At 65.5% G+C, this 17,366-nt stretch carries 16 protein-coding genes; 4 read left to right on the forward strand and 12 right to left on the reverse strand.

Annotation, left to right across the window (positions count from 1 at the left end; all coding sequences use genetic code 11):
- Positions 1-45: 45 nt before the first annotated feature.
- From LCHO_RS16955 to LCHO_RS16985, 7 genes are all read right to left on the reverse strand, one after another.
- The gene (locus LCHO_RS16955; RefSeq protein ID WP_262925508.1) at positions 46-621 is read right to left on the reverse strand and encodes a shikimate kinase; all 576 of its coding nucleotides are present in this window, start codon (positions 619-621) and stop codon (positions 46-48) included.
- A 173-nt stretch (positions 622-794) separates the two neighbouring features.
- The gene (locus tag LCHO_RS23485; protein ID WP_150105507.1) at positions 795-2,510 is read right to left on the reverse strand and encodes an Ig-like domain-containing protein; all 1,716 of its coding nucleotides are present in this window, start codon (positions 2,508-2,510) and stop codon (positions 795-797) included.
- Between the two features lie 23 nt (positions 2,511-2,533).
- Complete coding sequence (locus LCHO_RS16965) at positions 2,534-4,687, reverse strand: type IV pilus secretin PilQ (protein WP_150105508.1); 2,154 nt, start codon at positions 4,685-4,687, stop codon at positions 2,534-2,536.
- 23 nt (positions 4,688-4,710) lie between these two features.
- A complete protein-coding gene (locus LCHO_RS16970) occupies positions 4,711-5,271 on the reverse strand; it encodes a pilus assembly protein PilP (RefSeq protein WP_012348409.1) in 561 nt (186 codons plus the stop codon).
- The gene (locus LCHO_RS16975; protein WP_012348410.1) at positions 5,271-5,987 is read right to left on the reverse strand and encodes a type IV pilus inner membrane component PilO; all 717 of its coding nucleotides are present in this window, start codon (positions 5,985-5,987) and stop codon (positions 5,271-5,273) included. The genes LCHO_RS16970 and LCHO_RS16975 overlap by 1 nt, the downstream gene beginning before the upstream one ends.
- Positions 5,988-5,997: 10 nt before the next feature.
- Positions 5,998-6,636 carry a PilN domain-containing protein gene (locus LCHO_RS16980; protein WP_012348411.1) on the reverse strand — a complete coding sequence of 213 codons (639 nt, stop codon included), beginning with the start codon at positions 6,634-6,636 and terminating at the stop codon, positions 5,998-6,000.
- Complete coding sequence (locus LCHO_RS16985; protein WP_012348412.1) at positions 6,633-7,691, reverse strand: pilus assembly protein PilM; 1,059 nt, start codon at positions 7,689-7,691, stop codon at positions 6,633-6,635. Before LCHO_RS16985 ends, LCHO_RS16980 begins: the two co-directional genes overlap by 4 nt.
- A gap of 300 nt (positions 7,692-7,991) precedes the next feature.
- On the opposite strand from LCHO_RS16985, the gene LCHO_RS16990 reads away from it, so the two are divergent.
- On the forward strand, positions 7,992-10,355 hold the full coding sequence (locus LCHO_RS16990) for a penicillin-binding protein 1A (RefSeq protein WP_043704421.1): 2,364 nt from the start codon (positions 7,992-7,994) through the stop codon (positions 10,353-10,355).
- A gap of 49 nt (positions 10,356-10,404) precedes the next feature.
- Here LCHO_RS16990 and cyaY read toward each other — a convergent pair whose 3' ends face one another.
- Positions 10,405-10,749 carry an iron donor protein CyaY gene (gene cyaY, locus LCHO_RS16995; protein WP_043705699.1) on the reverse strand — a complete coding sequence of 115 codons (345 nt, stop codon included), beginning with the start codon at positions 10,747-10,749 and terminating at the stop codon, positions 10,405-10,407.
- 60 nt (positions 10,750-10,809) lie between these two features.
- Between cyaY and lptM the strand changes: the two genes are divergently transcribed.
- Positions 10,810-11,064 (forward strand): LPS translocon maturation chaperone LptM, encoded by a 255-nt coding sequence (lptM, locus tag LCHO_RS23490; RefSeq protein WP_150105509.1) that lies wholly within the window; start codon positions 10,810-10,812, stop codon positions 11,062-11,064.
- Complete coding sequence (gene lysA / locus LCHO_RS17000) at positions 11,061-12,329, forward strand: diaminopimelate decarboxylase (RefSeq protein ID WP_012348415.1); 1,269 nt, start codon at positions 11,061-11,063, stop codon at positions 12,327-12,329. The genes lptM and lysA overlap by 4 nt, the downstream gene beginning before the upstream one ends.
- Positions 12,330-12,357: 28 nt before the next feature.
- Here the strand turns inward: lysA and LCHO_RS17005 are convergent, their stop codons facing one another.
- The 3 genes from LCHO_RS17005 to LCHO_RS17015 form a co-directional block, all read right to left on the reverse strand.
- A complete protein-coding gene (locus LCHO_RS17005; RefSeq protein WP_012348416.1) occupies positions 12,358-13,086 on the reverse strand; it encodes a DUF3047 domain-containing protein in 729 nt (242 codons plus the stop codon).
- Between the two features lie 238 nt (positions 13,087-13,324).
- On the reverse strand, positions 13,325-14,578 hold the full coding sequence (locus LCHO_RS17010; RefSeq protein WP_012348417.1) for a porin: 1,254 nt from the start codon (positions 14,576-14,578) through the stop codon (positions 13,325-13,327).
- Between the two features lie 162 nt (positions 14,579-14,740).
- Entirely contained in the window at positions 14,741-15,787 is a 1,047-nt protein-coding gene (locus LCHO_RS17015; RefSeq protein ID WP_012348418.1) for a porin, read from the reverse strand.
- A 266-nt stretch (positions 15,788-16,053) separates the two neighbouring features.
- Here LCHO_RS17015 and coq7 point away from each other — a divergent pair, with 266 nt between their 5' ends.
- Positions 16,054-16,704, forward strand: a complete 651-nt coding sequence (gene coq7 / locus LCHO_RS17020; protein ID WP_012348419.1) for a 2-polyprenyl-3-methyl-6-methoxy-1,4-benzoquinone monooxygenase — start codon at positions 16,054-16,056, stop codon at positions 16,702-16,704.
- An 18-nt stretch (positions 16,705-16,722) separates the two neighbouring features.
- On the opposite strand, the gene LCHO_RS17025 is transcribed toward coq7, so the two are convergent.
- Positions 16,723-17,145: an OsmC family protein gene (locus LCHO_RS17025; RefSeq protein WP_012348420.1), complete on the reverse strand. Its 423-nt coding sequence runs from the start codon at positions 17,143-17,145 to the stop codon at positions 16,723-16,725.
- Positions 17,146-17,366: the final 221 nt, after the last annotated feature.

The raw sequence follows: 17,366 nt of genomic DNA on the forward strand, positions 1-17,366 counted from the left end.
AGTGTACCGGCGGGGTCGGCCCGCACGACCCGCCGGCTGGCGCGCTCAGGTCGGCGTGCGCGGCTGGCGCGGCAGCACGCTCGACGGCACCTGGTTCGGATCGACCAGCCCGGCCAGTTCGAGCTGCATCAGCACCATGTTGACCAGCGAGGCCACCGACGGACGACCGGTGTCGATGACGAACTGGGCGGTTTCGCGGTACAGCGGATCGCGGTCGCGGTAGAGGTCCCGCAGCTTGCGCAGCGGATCGGCCACCTGCAGCAGCGGCCGGTGGGTGTCGTGGCGCAGGCGGCGAAACAGTTCTTCGGGCGTGGCGCGCAGATAGAGCACCGTGCTGCCCTCGCGCAAGGCCCGGCGATTGGCTTCGCGCAGCACCGTGCCACCGCCGGTGGCGATGACATGGGGCTCGCGCTGCACGAGTTCGCACACCACTTCCTGCTCGAGATCGCGAAAGGCCGCTTCGCCCTCGCGCTCGAAGAAAGAGCGGATGGAACAGCCGATCCGACGCTCGATCTCGTGATCGGTGTCGATGAAGGGCACATCCAAGGCGTGTGCAAGATGACGGCCGGCGGTGGATTTGCCGGCGCCTGGCATGGCGACCAGGCTGATCGAGCGTGTCAGCGCCTCTGCAGGCGCCTCTGCGGGTGATCGCCCACTAGTTGATGGTTCCAATCTCGAACGTGTATTTCTGACCAGCCGGCATTGTGACCGTCAAATCGAGCAATCTGGCCACGTTCAGAAAAAGCGCCACCTTGCGCACCAAGGGACTCCACATGAAGTGCCAGAACAGGGACTCAATTTGCTACCGTACATTCCTCAACAGCCGTACGACTTGGATCACCAGCACCATATGGACTGACTACAAATGAGGGGGGCGTCTCCGCTGTGAATTCAGACGCTGCGGCCCCGAGCGTGTCGCTCCACGTGGCACGTCCTTCAGTGCCCGATACACCAGCGGTGACCAGAATCTTGTAGTCGACCCACGTTGCAACGTTCTTCGGATAGAGGATCTGCAAAGTCGCGACCCCGCTGCTATCGGTGATGCCTGTACCGATCATGCTGATGGCAACATCTGACTTACGAGGATCCAGTTGCAAATTGCCGTTGACATCCTCACCTGTTTCGAGCACACCATTGCGATTGACGTCCTCATTGATACATGAAGCCGACAAATAACCCCCGGCACCCGTCGAGCGTGTCCATGCCCCAGGATTGACATAAAAGCCTTTGGCATAGGAAACCAAGTCGATCGATGGGGTAATCTGCACACCGGCCTTTGCTTGGCCGGCTGAATCAACGACCAATACAACGTATTTCTTGATGTAGGCGAGACCACCCGCCCCGTCGGAAATGGTGTTATCAGTGCCAATGGAAATCGCAAGCGGTTCCGAATTGACCGTCAATTGCGTGATGGCCGACGCCGCGCAAGCACCCGCCGACGCGTCGCTGTCGTTGACGTAGTAGCAAGCTCGTATTGTCACGCCGTCAGTCGGACTCTGTCGCGCACCGGGGATGTAGGACGTCGTAGCCAAGCCGTTCACGTCGGAATAGACCACATTGCTACCTGAGGACAGCGTTCCGCCAATGCTGTTCACGTCACCGTTCAGGTCGAACCGCACTCTGACGTTGGCAAGCGGGGCATTGCCTGCGCCGAGGAACTGCGCCCTGACCTCGGAGCGGTTGTTGGACGACGTACTGTTGACCGACACGACACTGGGATTGGCCTTGACGTCAGCTGACAAGATCGGCGTCGAAACAGCCGGAATCGTGCCAACTCCGGATTGGACAATCACGGTCTGCACCGACGTCACCCCGCCCGCATTGGCCGTGATGGTCAGATTGCCTGCCGTTGTCGGTGCCACATAGTTGAAGGCATAGGAACCGTTGGCATCTGTCGTTGCCGAGGCCGACGTGATGCCGGGGCCCGTCACAACGATAGGTAGCCCGACCATCGGATTGCTGTTGACATCGGTTAGCCGGTATTGGATCTGTCCACTTGCACCCGGTGCCAACACGGCCTGCAAAACACTCGCGTCGATCTTGGAGCCGATAATGAAAAACGACGCAGACTTGCTAATGCTGCCGCTCGTAGCCGTAACCGTGACGATGCGGTTCGATCGATCCGTGCCGGTCTGAACCGTCGCAGTGAGTTTTCCATCCGCACCAGTGGCGCTGCCACCGACAACTGCCACGGCATTGTTATCAACCGAAATGGTCACAGGCACATTGGCCACGGCTACCCGTGAGGCATTGACTGCCGTCACTGTTACAGAGACCGTGTTTGTGCCTGAATTACTCAAACTGGTGTTGCTCAGCGACACCAGTAAATCTGCTGCGGTCGCACTCGCGGTCGCATCCGTTCCTCCGGACGTCGGTGGAGTGAACGGAGTACTGCCGGCATCCCCACCGCCACCGCCACACGCGATCAGCAGCACAGAAGCCAGAACGCAGCCACACATCTTCACCAAATTTTTCAGGCGCATCGCCACCCTCCCAAACTTATTGTTCATGCTCAATCCAGCAAATCTGGACTTCACCGCCCCAGCGCCGTATTCCGATCCGTGATCACCTTCGGCGTCAGGAACACCAGCAACTCGGTCTTGTTCGCCACCCGCGTCTTGTTGCGGAACAGCACGCCGAGGAACGGGATGTCACCCAGCACCGGCACCTTGTTGACCGATTCGGTCTCGGTGGTCTCGAAGATGCCGCCGATCACGACCGTGCCGCCGTTTTCGACCAGCACCTGCGTCTTGACATGCTTGGTGTTGATCGCGAAACCCGCCAGGGTCTGCTGGCCGACGCTGTCCTTGTTGACGTCGACGTCCATGATGATGTTGCCCTCGGGCGTGATCTGGGGCGTGACTTCGAGTTTCAGCGTGGCCTTGCGGAAGGCGATCGACGGTGCGGTCTGCTGGTTGCCGCCGGTCTGATAGGGCAGTTCGGTGCCCTGCTCGATCAGCGCCTTGACCTGGTCGGCGGTGACCACTCGCGGGCTCGAGACCAGCTTGCCCTTGCCTTCGGCCTCGAGCGCCGACAGTTCGAGGTTCAGGAAACGGTTGGACGACGCGCCGAACAGCGACAGCGCAAAGGTCGCCGCCGTGGCCCCGCCGAGCGAACTGGTGTTGGCCGGCAGGTTGACGAACTGCGAGTTGGCGTAGATCGAGCCGGTGGCTTGCTGCAGCGTGGTGTCGCCGATCGACGAATAGTTGCCACCCAGCGCGATGCGGGTGTTGTTGCCACCCCAGCCCGGCACGCCGCCGTTGATGCCGCGCAGGTCGGTCGCGCCGAGCTTGACGCCCAGCGTGCGGCCGAAGCTGTCTTCGGCCTCGACGATGCGGGCCTCGATCATCACCTGGCGCACCGGCACGTCGATCTTGGCGATCATCTGCGCCACTTCTTCGAGCTTGGACGGGAGGTCCGAGACGAAGAGCTGGTTGGTGCGCGACTCGTACGCGGCGCTGCCGCGCTGCGACAGGATGCGCGTGACGTTGCCACCCTGGCCGGTGCCGGCGCTGCCTTGCTGCTGGCCGGTCAGGCTCTTCACCACTTCCTCGGCCTTGGTGTAGTTGAGCTGGAACGACTGCGTGCGCAGCGGTTCGAGGTCGGCGATCTGCTTGCGCGCCTCGAGTTCCTGCTTTTCCTTGGCCGCCAGCTCATCCTTGGGCGCGATCCACAGCACGTTGCCGGCCTTCTTCACGCCCAGGCTCTTGGCCTGCATGATGATGTCGAGCGCCTGGTCCCACGGCACGTCCTTCAGGCGCAGCGTGACGTTGCCGGTGACGCTGTCGCTGGTGACGATGTTGAAGTTGGTGAAGTCGGCGATCACCTGCAGCAGCGAGCGCACCTCGATGCTCTGGAAGTTCAGCGACAGCTTGTCGCCCGTGAAACCCGGGCCTTGCGTCAGCTTCTGCGGATCGACCTTCTGCGGCCGCACTTCCAGCACGAACTGGTTGTCGGTCTGGTAGGCGCTGTGCTCCCAGCTGCCACGCGGCTCGACCACCATGCGCACGCGGTCGCCGTTCTGGGTGGTCGAGATCGAATGCACCGGCGTACCGAAATCGGTGACGTCGAGGCGGCGCACCAGCGATTCAGGCACGTTCGAGCGCAGGAACTCGATCACCAGGTTCTGGCCCTGCTGCTTGATGTCCACGCCGACCTGGGTGCTGGGCAGATCGACCACCACCCGACCGGCGCCGTCACGGCCGCGGCGGAAATCGATGTCGCGGATGCGCTCGGGCTGGTTGTTCTGGCTCTCGGAAAAATGCACCGGCTCGCTCGGCGCCGTGGCCAGCGCGGCGGCCACCGGCACCGGCTCGAGGATCACCAGCAGCACCTTGCCCTGCTGCTCGGTGCGGTACTGGGTGGCCTGGCGCAGGTTCAGCACCAGCCGCGTGCGGTCGCCGGCCTGCGCCAGCGCGAGCGATCGCAGGTTGCCGAGATTGACCTCCTGCGAAGGCCGCACCGTGCCGCTGACGACGCCCAGCAGATCGAGCGCGATGCGCGCCGGCGTCTGCAGCACGAAACCGCGCGGCGCGTTGATCAGGGGCTCGTTGAGCTCGATGCGGATCGTCTCGCTGCCAGCTTGCTGGCTGCTCGTGATCGACTGGATGACGGTCTGCGCCCAGGCCACCGACGGCAGGACCGTGGCGACGAAGAGCGCCACCAACGGCGCACGCCATCTGTTCATGGATGCAATCTCCTGGGCGTACTTCATCGACTCTTCTCCTGGGCACCACGCTCCTGGAGCGTGAGCGTGCTCATGCGCTCGACCCACTCTCCGATGGCGTCTTGCACGATTTCTCGCAACGAAATTTCGGTTTCGGTGATGCGGGTGATGCGGCCGTAGTTCTGGCCGATGTAGTCACCCACCTTGATCTGGTAGAGCAGGTTGTCCGCGCTCAGCAGCGCATAGGGGCGGCCGCTGCGCACCACGCTGCCCACCATCGTCAGCGCGTCGAGCGGGTAGGCTTCGAGCGGTTCGCGGCGGCGGTTCAGCTCGGCCGCCAGCAGCGAGTTGGGCTGACGGGTCTCCTGCTTGATCGCCACCTGCAGCTTCTGACCGCTGAAGGGCTCGACCACGCTGATGGCGGTGTAGGGCTGGGGATCGAACTTGCGTGGCGGCAGCAGCGGCGGCACACGCGGCTTGGCCTCGCGGCGCTGCTGGTCCATCCAAGACTGCAGTTCTTCATGCGGGTTGCCGCAGCCGCTCAACAGCGTGCTGGCGGCCAGCCCGGTGGCCAGCGCCGCCAGCGTCAGGCGTCGGGGGAGCATCACTTCGCGCCTCCGTTGGTTTTCTTGGCATCGGCCGCCGACTGGCGCCGCATCTCCATTTCGGCCGGATCGAGATACCGGTAGGTGCGCGCGGTGGCCTCCATCGCCAGCTGGCCGGTGGCCGCGGCCGAGCTGGCCGTGTTGGGCGGATTCAGTCCCGAGATGACCAGGTTGTGCAGCGTGACGATGCGAGACAGGTTGGCCACGTCGGAGGCGAAAGCGCCGATGTCGTGATAGCGACCGGTCACGCGCACCGCGATCGGCAGCTCGGCGTAATAGTCCTTGACGATCACCTGGCCGGGCCGGAACAGCTCGAACTGCAGGCCACGCCCGAGTCCGGCCTGGTTGATGTCCGACAGCAGGGCATCCATCTCGGCCTTGCCCGGCAGCTGGCGTTCGAGCTGGGTGACGTACTCCTGGACCTGCAGCTTCTGCTTGCGCAACTCGTCGAGGTTGATGGCCTGGGCCAGCTTGGAACGGTACTCGTCCTTGAGCGTCTGCTCGCGCATGCTTTCGGCGTTGAGCTCGTCCATGACGCCCGACAGCAGGCCGAACCAGGCCAGCACGACCACGAAGACCGCCGTGACCAGCCCGGCGACCAGCTTGGGCAGCAGCGGCCACTGACCGGGCTCGTTGAAATTGAGATCACGAAACTGCGCGGCGACCTGCGCCATCACGCTTTCGAGATCGATGTTGATGGAACGGGACGTGGCCATGGTCTTTACCTCAAGACGCCGACGCGGCGCGCGCAGGCACCAGGGCACCGGCCGGCCCTGACGCGGCCGCAGCGGCAGCCTCCAGGTCCTGCGGTCGCTTGAGCGTCAGGCGCACCGAAAAATCGAACAGGCGCTTCTGGTCGCGGGCGTTGGGCGTCGCGGCAGTCACCTTGATCTCGACCAGCTCGGGCCGCTCCAGCCAGGCCGAGTTGTAGGCGGTGTTGCGCAGGAACTCGGAGACCCGCTCGTTGGTCTGGGCGATGCCGCTGACCAGCACGGCCTGGCCTTCCTGCTTGACCAGCGTCAGGTACACGCCTTCAGGCGTGCGTGCGGCCAGCTCGTTGAGCATGTGCACGGGCATGTTGCGGTCGATCTGGAAATCCTCGACCACCTTCTGGCGCGCCTTGAGCGCCTCGATCTCGCCCTTGAGCGAGGCGATGTCCTTGATCTGCATCTCGAGGCGCCGGATCTCGGTCTGCAGGAACTCGTTGCGCGACTGCTGGGTGCCCATCATTTCCATCAGCGCCAGATAACCGACGCCCGCCAGCGCGGCGCCGATCAGCGCAGACAGGAACAGCCCGGCAAAAAACGCCTGCTTGCGACGCTTGCGACGCTCTTCCCGGTGCGGCAGGAGGTTGATCAGGATCATTGCAGAAACCTCCGCATCGCCAGCCCGCACGCGGTCAGGTAGGACGGCGACTCACGCCGCAGCTTGCTCTCGCGCACCGCGCTGCCGAGTTTCATGCCTTCGAAGGGATTGATGACCATCGACGCAAAACCGGTCAGCTCGGTGACCCTGTCCTTGAGCCCCTGCAAGGTGGCCGTACCGCCCGACAGCATCACGTAATGCACGCGGTGATGGGGGGTGCTGGTGAAGAAATACTGCAAGGCACGGCCGATCTCCTGCGACAGGCTGTCGACGAACGGCGACAGCAGCGAGCTCTCGTAGTCCTCGGGCAGATCGCCGGCCAGTTTCTTGATCTCGGCTTCCTCGAACGACAGGCCGTACTGGCGCGAGATCAGCTGGGTCAGCTGGGCACCGCCGAACGCCTGGTCGCGGTCGTAGAGGATCTCGTCGTCCCGCAGCACCTTGAGGCTGGTGGTGTCGGCGCCGATCTCGAACAGGGCGACCAGCGCGTCGCGGCCCTGATTGGGCAGGGAGGCGATGACACGGCTGATGGCCAGGCGCGAGGCGTTGGACTCGATGTCGAGCACCACCGGCTTCAGGCCGGCGGCTTCGGCCAGGCCCTGGCGATCCTGGACGCGGTCCTTGCGCGAGGCGGCGATCAGCACCTCGACATCGCCGACCGCGTCCGGGCTCGGGCCGATGACGCAGAAGTCGAGGCTCACTTCGTCGAGCGAAAACGGGATGTACTGGTTGGCCTCGGCCTCGACCTGGATCTCCATCTCCTCTTCACGCAGGCCGCCCGGGAGGATGATCTTCTTGGTGATCACGGACGACTGCGGCATCGCCATCGCCACGTACTTGGTCCGGGTGCCGCTCTTGATGACCACGCGGCGCACCGCATCGGCCACTTCGTCGAACTTCTCGATCTGACCGTCGGTGATCCAGCCCTTTTCGAACGACTCGCTGGCGAAGCGCTCGACCACGTACTCGCCCGTGGCGGTTTGACCCAACTCGACCAGCTTCACACTCGACGAGCTGATGTCCAGTCCGATCAGCGACGCATGCTTGCGACCCATCAGGATGTCAAGAACACTCACGCGCTTCCCCAAAAACCGCACATCCACTCGTGGCGGACTGTTAACAACTTACTTCAATGCTAGCAACAAAGTCGTTGACGCACAAAGATTTTTCCCTGTTCGCACCCCCCCGCTCGTTGCGCCCGGCAGACGTGCCGGACCCCCGAGCGGTGGCGTGACGGTTGTCACATCGGCACCTTGCGCCAATCGGTGACAAGCGTATCGACCGGTAGCCGCAACCCACCGAAGCCCCTTCCTATAATCTCGCGCACCCTGCAGTCCCGCCCTCCCGGCGCCCCCATGAACGCCTCCAAGACCGCCCCTTCCGATTCGCCAGCGCGCCCGCCCGAGAGCTGGCCGCGGATGATCCTGCGGATCGTCGCCTGGGTCGCGGGCGTGGGACTGGCCGGCGCGATGGCCGCCGCCCTGCTGCTCGGCGTTGCCCTGGCGACAGCCTATCCCAACCTGCCCAAGATCGACAGTCTGATCGACTACAGGCCCAAGCTGCCGATGCGCATCATCTCGGCCGAGGGCACGCTGCTGGGCGAGTTCGGCGAGGAGCGGCGCAACTACCTGTCGATCCGGGAAATCCCGAAGGTCATGCAGGACGCCGTGCTGGCGATCGAGGACTCGCGCTTCTACGAACACGGCGGCATCGACTACCGCGGCGCCCTGCGCGCCGCGCTCGGCAATCTGCGCGAGGCACGCAGCCAGGGCGCCTCGACGATCACGATGCAGGTCGCGCGCAACTTCTACCTTTCGACCGAAAAGACGCTCACCCGCAAGATCTACGAGATCCTGCTGTCGCTCAAGATCGAAAGCCAGCTGAGCAAGCAGCAGATTCTCGAGGTCTACATGAACCAGATCTACCTCGGACAACGCGCCTACGGGTTTGCGGCGGCCAGCGAGATCTATTTCGGCAAGCCGCTCAAGGACATCACGGTTGCCGAGGCGGCGATGCTCGCCGGCCTGCCCAAGGCGCCGTCGGCCTACAACCCGATCAGCAACCGCACGCGCGCCGAACAGCGCCAGCGCTACATCATCGAGCGCATGCGCGAAAACGGCTTCATCTCGGCCGAGCAGCACGACCAGGCGCTGGCGCAACCCCTGAAGTACCACCCGGCGCGCAGCAATTCATCGCACGCCGGCTATGTGGCGGAAACCGCCCGGCAACTGATCTTTGCGCAGTATGGCGACGATGCCTATACCCGCGGCCTGAATGTCCACCTGTCGGTACGGGCCGAGGACCAGGCGGTGGCCTACCGGGCCCTGCGGCGCGCCATCCTGGATTTCGAGCGCCGCAAGACCTATCGCGGCCCGGAGGCCTACGTCGATCTGCCCAAGGATCAGCAGGGCATCGACACCCGCGCCGCGGAGGCGCTCGAAGACCATCCCGACAACGACGAACTGCGCAGCGCCGTGGTCACCCAGGCCGCACCCAAGAAGGTGACCGCCTTGCTGCAAAGCGGCGAGAGCATCTCGATCACCGGCTCCGGGCTGCGCAATGTCAGCACGGCGCTGTCGGACAAGGCGCCGCCGAAGGTGCAGATTCGTCCAGGCGCCGTCATCCGGGTCAGCAAGGACAGCCGCAACGAATGGTCGATCGGGCAACTGCCCGAGGTCGAGGGCGCGTTCGTCTCGCTCGACCCCTATACCGGCGAAATCCGCGCGCTGGTGGGCGGATTCGACTACGCCAAGAACAAGTTCAATCACGTCACCCAGGCCTGGCGACAGCCCGGCTCGAGTTTCAAGCCGTTCATCTATTCGGCCGCACTCGAAAAAGGCATCGGCCCCGCCACGGTGGTGGACGATGCCCCCCTGTTCTTCGACGCCGACGCCACCGGCAGCCAGCCGTGGGAACCGAAGAACTACGACGGCCAGTTCGAAGGCCCGATGTCGCTGCGACGCGGGCTGGCCAAATCGAAGAACATGGTGTCGATCCGCGTGCTCGAGCACGTCGGCCCGGCGTTCGCGCAGGACTGGGTTTCGCGCTTCGGCTTCGAGCCCGAAAAACACCCGGCCTACCTGACGATGGCGCTCGGCGCCGGCACCGTCACGCCGATGCAGATGGCGAGCGCCTACTCGGTGTTTGCCAACGGCGGCCATCGCGTCAATCCGATGCTCATCACGCGCGTCACCGACAACCGCGGCCGCATCCTGGCGCAGACGCAGCCGGTGCCGCTGGACGACAGCATGCGCGTCATCACGGCACGCAACGCCTTCATGATGGACAGCCTGCTGCAGGAGATCACGCGCAGCGGCACGGCGGCGCGGGCGCAGTCGACCCTGAAACGCCCCGACCTGTACGGCAAGACCGGCACCACCAACGACTCGAACGACGCCTGGTTTGCCGGCTTCCAGCCGAGCCTGGTGGCGGTGGTCTGGGTCGGCTACGACCAGCCGCGCAAGCTCGGTGACCGCGAGACCGGCGGCGGCCTGGCGCTGCCGGTGTGGATCGAATACATGGCGCAGGCGCTGCGCGGCGTCGCCGTCAACGAGATCGCACCACCCGAGGGCGTAACCAACGTCGGCGGCGAGTGGTACTACAGCGAAAACGCCAACGGCGAAGGCGTCTCGACACTCGGCATCGCCAGCCACGCGCCCGACGCGGCATCGGCCCCCACCGAAGAGCGCAAGAGCATCCTCGACCTGTTCCGGAACTGATCCGGACCTGAACATCGGCGCGGCCCGTGTGGCCGGCCGCGTGACCTGTTCAGGCGATGCCTGCGGGCGGCTCGAAGGTCAGGGCCCGGCCCCCTTGTGCGCTGGCCTGCGCCGACAGGACGGCAAAGAAGTCATCGCCGCTGCGGGTGTCGCACCAGCGGCCGTCGACATGGCGGAAGTGGAATCCACCCGCCCGCGCAGCCAGCCACAGCTCCTGCAGCGGCGGCTGCGTGTTGATGATGAGCTTGCTGCCGCCGGGAAAGCTCAGCTCGAGCAACCCGCCGGTGCGATGGCTGTCGATGTCGATCACGTCGGCCTCCAGCCAGCGATCGACGGTGGCCTCCAGGCTGGCCAGGATGGCGGACGTGATGCGGTGATAGTCGGCGTCGCTCAGGCGAGCGCAGGCGGCCGGATCGGAGGCGGGCGTCGGGTTCATGGTCGGTAGAATCTCGCGATGTTCAAGGCACTGCGAACGAGTTTAGCGCCGGGCTTGCAGCCCTACCGACCCACCTCGACATGGCCTTCAGGGTGGGTCTGCGTGCTCGTCCTCGCATCGGCCGGCCTGGCCGGATGCGGCCAGAAGGGCCCGCTCAGCCGGCCCGCCAGACCGGCCGCCGCGCAGCAGCCCGCACCCACCGCGCCACCGGCCGCTGCTGCGCCGGCGCCCGCCACACCATCGTCCGCTTCCGACACCGACACCCGACCATGACCCTTCCTGGCGCCCCTCACCTCGCCCGCCGCGGCCGCGACCTCTATCTCGAAGACTGCCAGCTGGCCACGCTGGCGCAGCAGCACGGCACGCCGCTGTACGTCTACTCGCAGGCCTCGATGCTCGATGCGCTGGCCGCCTACCAGCGCGCACTCGCCGGCCGGCCGCACCTGATCTGCTATGCGATGAAGGCCAATTCGAGCCTCGCCGTGCTGCAGACCTTCGCCCGCGCCGGCTGCGGCTTCGACATCGTCTCCGGCGGTGAACTGCAGCGCGTGCTGGCGGCTGGCGCGAGCGCCTCGAAGGTGGTGTTCTCGGGCGTCGGCAAGACCCGCACCGAGATGCGCCAGGCGCTCGAAGCCGGCGTGCGCTGCTTCAACGTCGAAAGCGAAAGCGAACTGGCGCTGCTGTCGCAGGTGGCGGTCGAGCTGGGCGTGCGTGCGCCGGTCAGCCTGCGCGTCAACCCCGATGTCGACGCCGGCACTCACCCCTACATCTCGACCGGCCTGAAGGGCAACAAGTTCGGCATCGCGCACGAGCAGGCGCTGGCGGTCTATCGGCACGCCGCGCAACTGCCCGGCATCGCGGTGCGCGGCATCGACTGCCACATCGGCTCGCAGCTCACCGAGGTGGCGCCGTTTCTCGATGCACTCGACCGCATCCTGGATCTGGTCGAGGCCATCGAGGCCGCCGGCATCACGCTGCACCACCTCGATCTGGGCGGCGGCCTGGGCATCACCTACACCGACGAAACCCCGCCCAGCGCCGACGAACTGATCGCCCAGCTGCTCGCTCGCATCGACGCCCGTGGCCACGGCCACCGAGAAATCGTCTTCGAACCTGGCCGCTCGCTGGTCGGCAACGCCGGCGTGCTGCTCACCGAGGTGCTTTATCTCAAGCCGGGCGAGACCAAAAACTTCTGCATCGTCGACGCCGCCATGAACGACCTGATGCGCCCGGCCATGTACGAGGCCTGGATGGGCATCGTGCCGTGCACCGAACGCGACGCCCCTGCCGTCACCTGGGACGTGGTCGGCCCGGTCTGCGAGTCGGGCGACTGGCTGGGACGCGAGCGCGAACTGGCGGTCGCGCCCGGCGATCACCTGGCGATCCTGTCGGCCGGCGCCTACGGCATGGCGATGGCCAGCAACTACAACACCCGCGGCCGCGCCGCCGAGGTGATGGTGCGCGGCCACCAGGCCACGCTGATCCGGCGCCGCGAATCGGCCGCCGAGCTGTACGCCAACGAGCGCCTGATCGACTGAAACTCGGCCGGCACCGCCGCGGGTCCGGTCAGAACAGCGGCTGCCCGGCCTTGCCGATCAGCTCGATGTCGCCGTAATAGGCGTCGATCTGGCTGCCGGTGTTGTCGCTGTCGGTCATGAACGCGACACCGACCAGCGGCCCGGGGTCTTCGCCGAACATGTGGCGATAGTCGGCCACCACGTCGCGCTCGTAGCTCAGCCAGCGCTGCACCCGCTGGGCGCCCGACTCGACCACCAGCTTGCGCACCCGGTCGGTGCGGGCTGCCGGGATCACGCTGCCGACCGCCGCGCGGGTGTCCCACACGTACATCAGCGTGGCGTAGGGCGGCCGCTCGCCGGTGAGGGTTTCGGCCAGGTCGAACATCATGCGGTTGCGCAGCGACAGGCGGGCGTGATCGCCCTCGAAGGCCAGCACGATGCGCACCGGCGTGTCCTCGGCATCGCGATCCGACAGGTCGGCGTGCTCGATCAGCCGCGGCACGTTCCAGCTGAAGCGCACCCGCCCGAGGTCGTGCGCATCGACCTTGACCGGCCGGCGCCACATGCTGGCCGAGGTGTCGGCGCGCGCATGCAGCGCCGTGCGGCCGTCATGCTGGAGCGGCCGGTAATGGGTGCTGCGCTTGCCCGGAAACGGCACGCCGCGCCAGGCCGGGCCTTGCGCCTGCAGGGCCTGCACCTGGTCGGGGCGGGGCTGCGGCGGCTCTGGCGGCACACCCGGCACCTGCGCGCAGCCCCACAGCAAGACCGCCGCGGCCACCGCACAAGCCCGCGCGAGCCGCCCCGTCACGCCGGTCGCAACCGATGGACCGAGCGCCTGAAAAGCATGCCGACGCGCCCCCGGGGCGGAGCGGGATTCTGTTGGATTCATCACCTCGACACGCGGCAGGTCCGCGCGCTCCTCGACGGTTCGTGGGCAGCGGACATCCGATGCCTTCATGAAAAAGGCCACCCGAAGGCGGCCTGCGTGGATGCGCGTGAGCGCGCCCGAATCGTACTCAGAAACGATGGCGGATGCCCAGCGCGACGTTGTTCGAGTCGGTCCCGGCGGTGGCCGTGAAACCGCCCAGAAACCCGCCCCCCCCCGGCGCCGCCTGCGCCAGGCCCTTGTTCTCGAAACGGGTCAGCACCGCGTTGATGTCGGTGCGCTTGGACAGCGCGTAGCTGTAGGTGACGCCGTAGGACGAGACATCGGCGTCGAACGACCGGCGGTCGTCGTACCTGGAGTAGGCGACGGTGGACGTCAACGCCCCGGTCACGAGCGTGTAGCCGATGTTGAACAGGCGGGCATCCTGCTTCAGGCCGGTGACGAAAGCGGCTTGAATGGCGTCGGCCACGAAGGCCGGTGTGGGCGTCGGTGCGGCCTGCAACTGGGCGCTCAGGGTCGACAGCCCCGCGGGATGATCGTCCTTGATGGCCGCCGCCAGGCCCGACAGCGTGCCCGGCCCCAGGGCGAGCGAAGCCCCCACCAGGCCGGACTTGAGCGCCGTCTGGCCCAGCTCGTTGTTGTGCGTGTTGTAGCCCGCGCCGACCGAAAACCGCTCGCTCTTGTAGGTGACGCCCAGGCCCATCAGGCGGTTGGCCTTCGAGATCGTGCCGCCGTCGAAGGTGCGCATCAGCGAGGCCGTCAGGCCACCGGACTGGATGCGATAGGCCAGCGCGTTGTCGGCACGGATGTCCACGCCGGTCGGCGTCGAGTTGATCTGGCCGGCCGACAGGCTCGACGAGGTGTGCGTGGCGTCGAAGGTGGCGAACACCTCGTAGGCCGGCGTGTACTGGTGGCCGGCCAGCAGGGCGCCGACCGGCGTCACCAGACCGACATAGACCTGCCGGTCCCAGATGCTGTTGGCCAGGTTCACGCCGATGCGGCTGCCGATCGCATTGGCCGCACCCGTGACCGGCAGTTGCGGGAGGGGGGCCGACGGACTCAGCAAGCCCGCCTGGGCCAGGCGATCGGGCAACTGGCTGCCCGAGGCCGGCCGGTTGGAGAAGGTGCCGCTGTTGACCTCGACCCGGCTCTCGAGCACGAACAGGCTGCGCCAGCCGCCGCCGATGTCCTCGTTGCCCCGCACGCCCAGGCGCGAGCCGTCCATGATGCCGCTGGCCAGGCTCGTCTTGCTGCCGCCGGCGATGCCGGTGACGTGGTTGATGCCGACATCCAGCAGACCATAGACCTCGAGCGTGCCCGGCGCCTGCGCGAAGGCGGAGGCACATGAAAGCGCGAGCGCGGTGACAGCGAGTTCAGTCTTCATCGGGCATCCTTGAAAATAAAACGGTCGTGCTATTTTCGAGTGATTCAATTCACATGTGCGGCGGTCGTTGCCATCGGGACACGCAGGCTTACCCTAGGCATCTCTCAACGAAAAAGCCGCCCCAAGGGGCGGCTTTCAGCTTGAAGGCAGATGAGTCTGCGATCAGAACTTGTGGTTGACGCCGATGTCGAAGCGAACCTTCTTGTTGTTGGTGGTCAGGCCTTCGTCGCCACGCAGCTTGGCCACGTCGGTGTAAACCGTCGTGCGCTTGGACAGACCGAAGTCGAAGCCAGCACCGAACTTGCTCTGCGTACCAGCCTTGGTGGTGTCGTCGATGTGCAGGTAGCCGACCTTGGCCTTGCTCAGTGCACCGACCGGAATCGTCGCGCTGAACGAGTAACGCTTGTCAGATGCAGTCTGAGCAACGTTCACGTCGGTCTTTTCGTACTGAGCCATCAGCTTCGCAACGCCCAGGTCATAGGAACCGTACAGGGCCTTGGTGGTCAGCTCGGCACCGTTGCTGTCGTATGCCAGAGCAACAGACATCGGGCCAGTGGCAAACACGGCTGCTGCGCCAACCGGAGCCTTGGTGTTGGCAACCGTCACGAAGCCAGTTGCGGGCGGTGTGGCGGCGACGACTTGGTTCGTCTGGCCGTTGTTCTTGAAGCCGGTAGCCAGGTGAAGCTGGAAGCCAGCGAAATTTGCCGAGCGCAGGTAAGCCGAGCTGTTGGTACGCAGGTTGGCCTTCAGGCCGCCGGTGTGGGTCGAACCGACGGTGTCGGTGCCGAACGCATCGTAGTTGCCGTTCAGCTCTTGCACCGGGTACAGGAAACGACCCAGGCGCAGATCGCCGATGGCGTTGTTCTTCAGACCAACCCACACGTTGCGGTAGAACTGAGCAGCCGGGTCGGCCGCGTTGGGCAGGCCAGCGGCGGTCGTGCTGACAACGCTATTCTGGCCGTTCTGGGTGCCGCTCTGCACGTTGAAACGATGGTTCAGCGTGAAGAAGGCGCTGTTGCCGCCACCCAGGTCTTCAACACCCGAGAACGTCAGGTTGTTGCGCGACGAACCGGCACCGGCCATGTCGTTCACGCCGTCGATGCGGCGCACACCTGCGTCGATGCTGCCCGACAGAGTCACCGAGGATTGAGCCGACGCAACGCCAGCGAAACCGGCGAGAACCGCCAGGGCAATCATGGACTTGTTCATATATCAAACTCCTAGGTTGGAAGCGAATCGTCTTGGCCCCGTCACAAGCTGTCTCGATCATCTTGAGCCGCTTGTGTGACCAGGCTCCTGTTCGAAGCTGACGCTATTCCAACAGAGCGCGCAAAGGCTTGCCAAGCGGGAGAACGCCGAATTCGTCCCACACGTTGCCTGAATGCAACAGGATATTTCAACACGCTTTACGCTGCTTTACACGGGGTGGGATGCAAGATGAGAGCCGTCTGTAACTCGTTGGCTAGACTTCGGGCATGACACAAATGCAACACCCCATCGATCGCCTGCTCGCCACGGCCGAGATCGGATTGCGCACAGTGTGGGGGCATCACCACGCTCGGCGCCCTCACCCGACGCCCGAAGCGTCAGGCCAGATGCCCGCCGTCGAGCTGAGCCCGGCCGAGCAGCAGCTCGCCGGTGCGCTGATGCGGGTCAACCATGTGGGCGAGGTGTGCGCGCAGGCGCTCTACAACGCGCAGGCGCTGGCCACGCCCGATCCGGCCTTGCGGGCGCATTTCGATGCCGCCGCCGCCGAAGAGGTCGACCACCTGGCCTGGACCGAGCAGCGCCTCAAGGAACTCGGCAGCCGGCCGTCGCTGCTCAACCCGCTGTGGTACGCCGGCGCCTTCGCGATCGGCCTGGCCGCAGGCCGCATGGGCGAGCGCACCAGCCTCGGTTTCGTGATCGAGACCGAGCGCCAGGTCGAGCAGCATCTGCAGAGCCATCTCGACCGCCTGCCCGCGCAGGACAGCGCCTCACGCGCGATCGTCACGCAGATGCGCGACGACGAAGCCCGCCACGCCCGGGATGCCGAATCCGCCGGGGGCGTGCGCCCGCCCGCGCCGGTGCGCTGGCTGATGCGCGCCGCGGCCAAGGTCATGACGGGCACGGCACACCACATCTGAGCCTGGCCGCGGGCTGCGTCAGGCCTCGACCACCTCGATCTTCAATTCGATCTCGGCGGTCTTGGCGAGCATGGCGGTGGCCGAGCAGTACTTGTCGTGCGACATCTGCACCGCACGCTGCACCGCCACCTCGGGCAGCTTGATGCCGCTGACGATGAAATGCATGACGATGCGGGTGAACACCTTGGGGTCGGTGTCGGCCCGGTCGGCCTGCACCTTGACCTGGCAGCCCTGCACCTGATGGCGGCCGCGCTTGAGGATCAGCACCACGTCGTAGGCGGCGCAGGCACCGGCGCCGGCCAGCAGGGTTTCCATCGGCCGCGGCGCCAGATTGCGCCCGCCGCCTTCGGGCGCACCGTCCATCGTCAGGAGATGACCGCTGCCGGTTTCAGCCGAAAACGCCATGCCGGAGGATGGCAACCAGTTGATCGTGCATTCCATGATGTCGATGGGCGCGGACCGCCGAGCGTTGAAGATCGCGGATTGTCGCTGTCGCCACGCTGCCGCCCGGAGCGTGACTTGATGCGCGCCTGCCACATCCAGGCATCTCGAAGGCCTCGTTGCATCGCACCATCGAGCCGTAATAGAATCGCGTCACGGAAGAGAAATCGCAGTCCCCAGGAAAGTCAATAGACGACAGCCCTGATGCCGGATGCGGACTT

Origin of the sequence: Leptothrix cholodnii SP-6, from assembly GCF_000019785.1 — a bacterium.
Taxonomy (GTDB): Bacteria; Pseudomonadota; Gammaproteobacteria; order Burkholderiales; family Burkholderiaceae_C; genus Sphaerotilus; species Sphaerotilus cholodnii.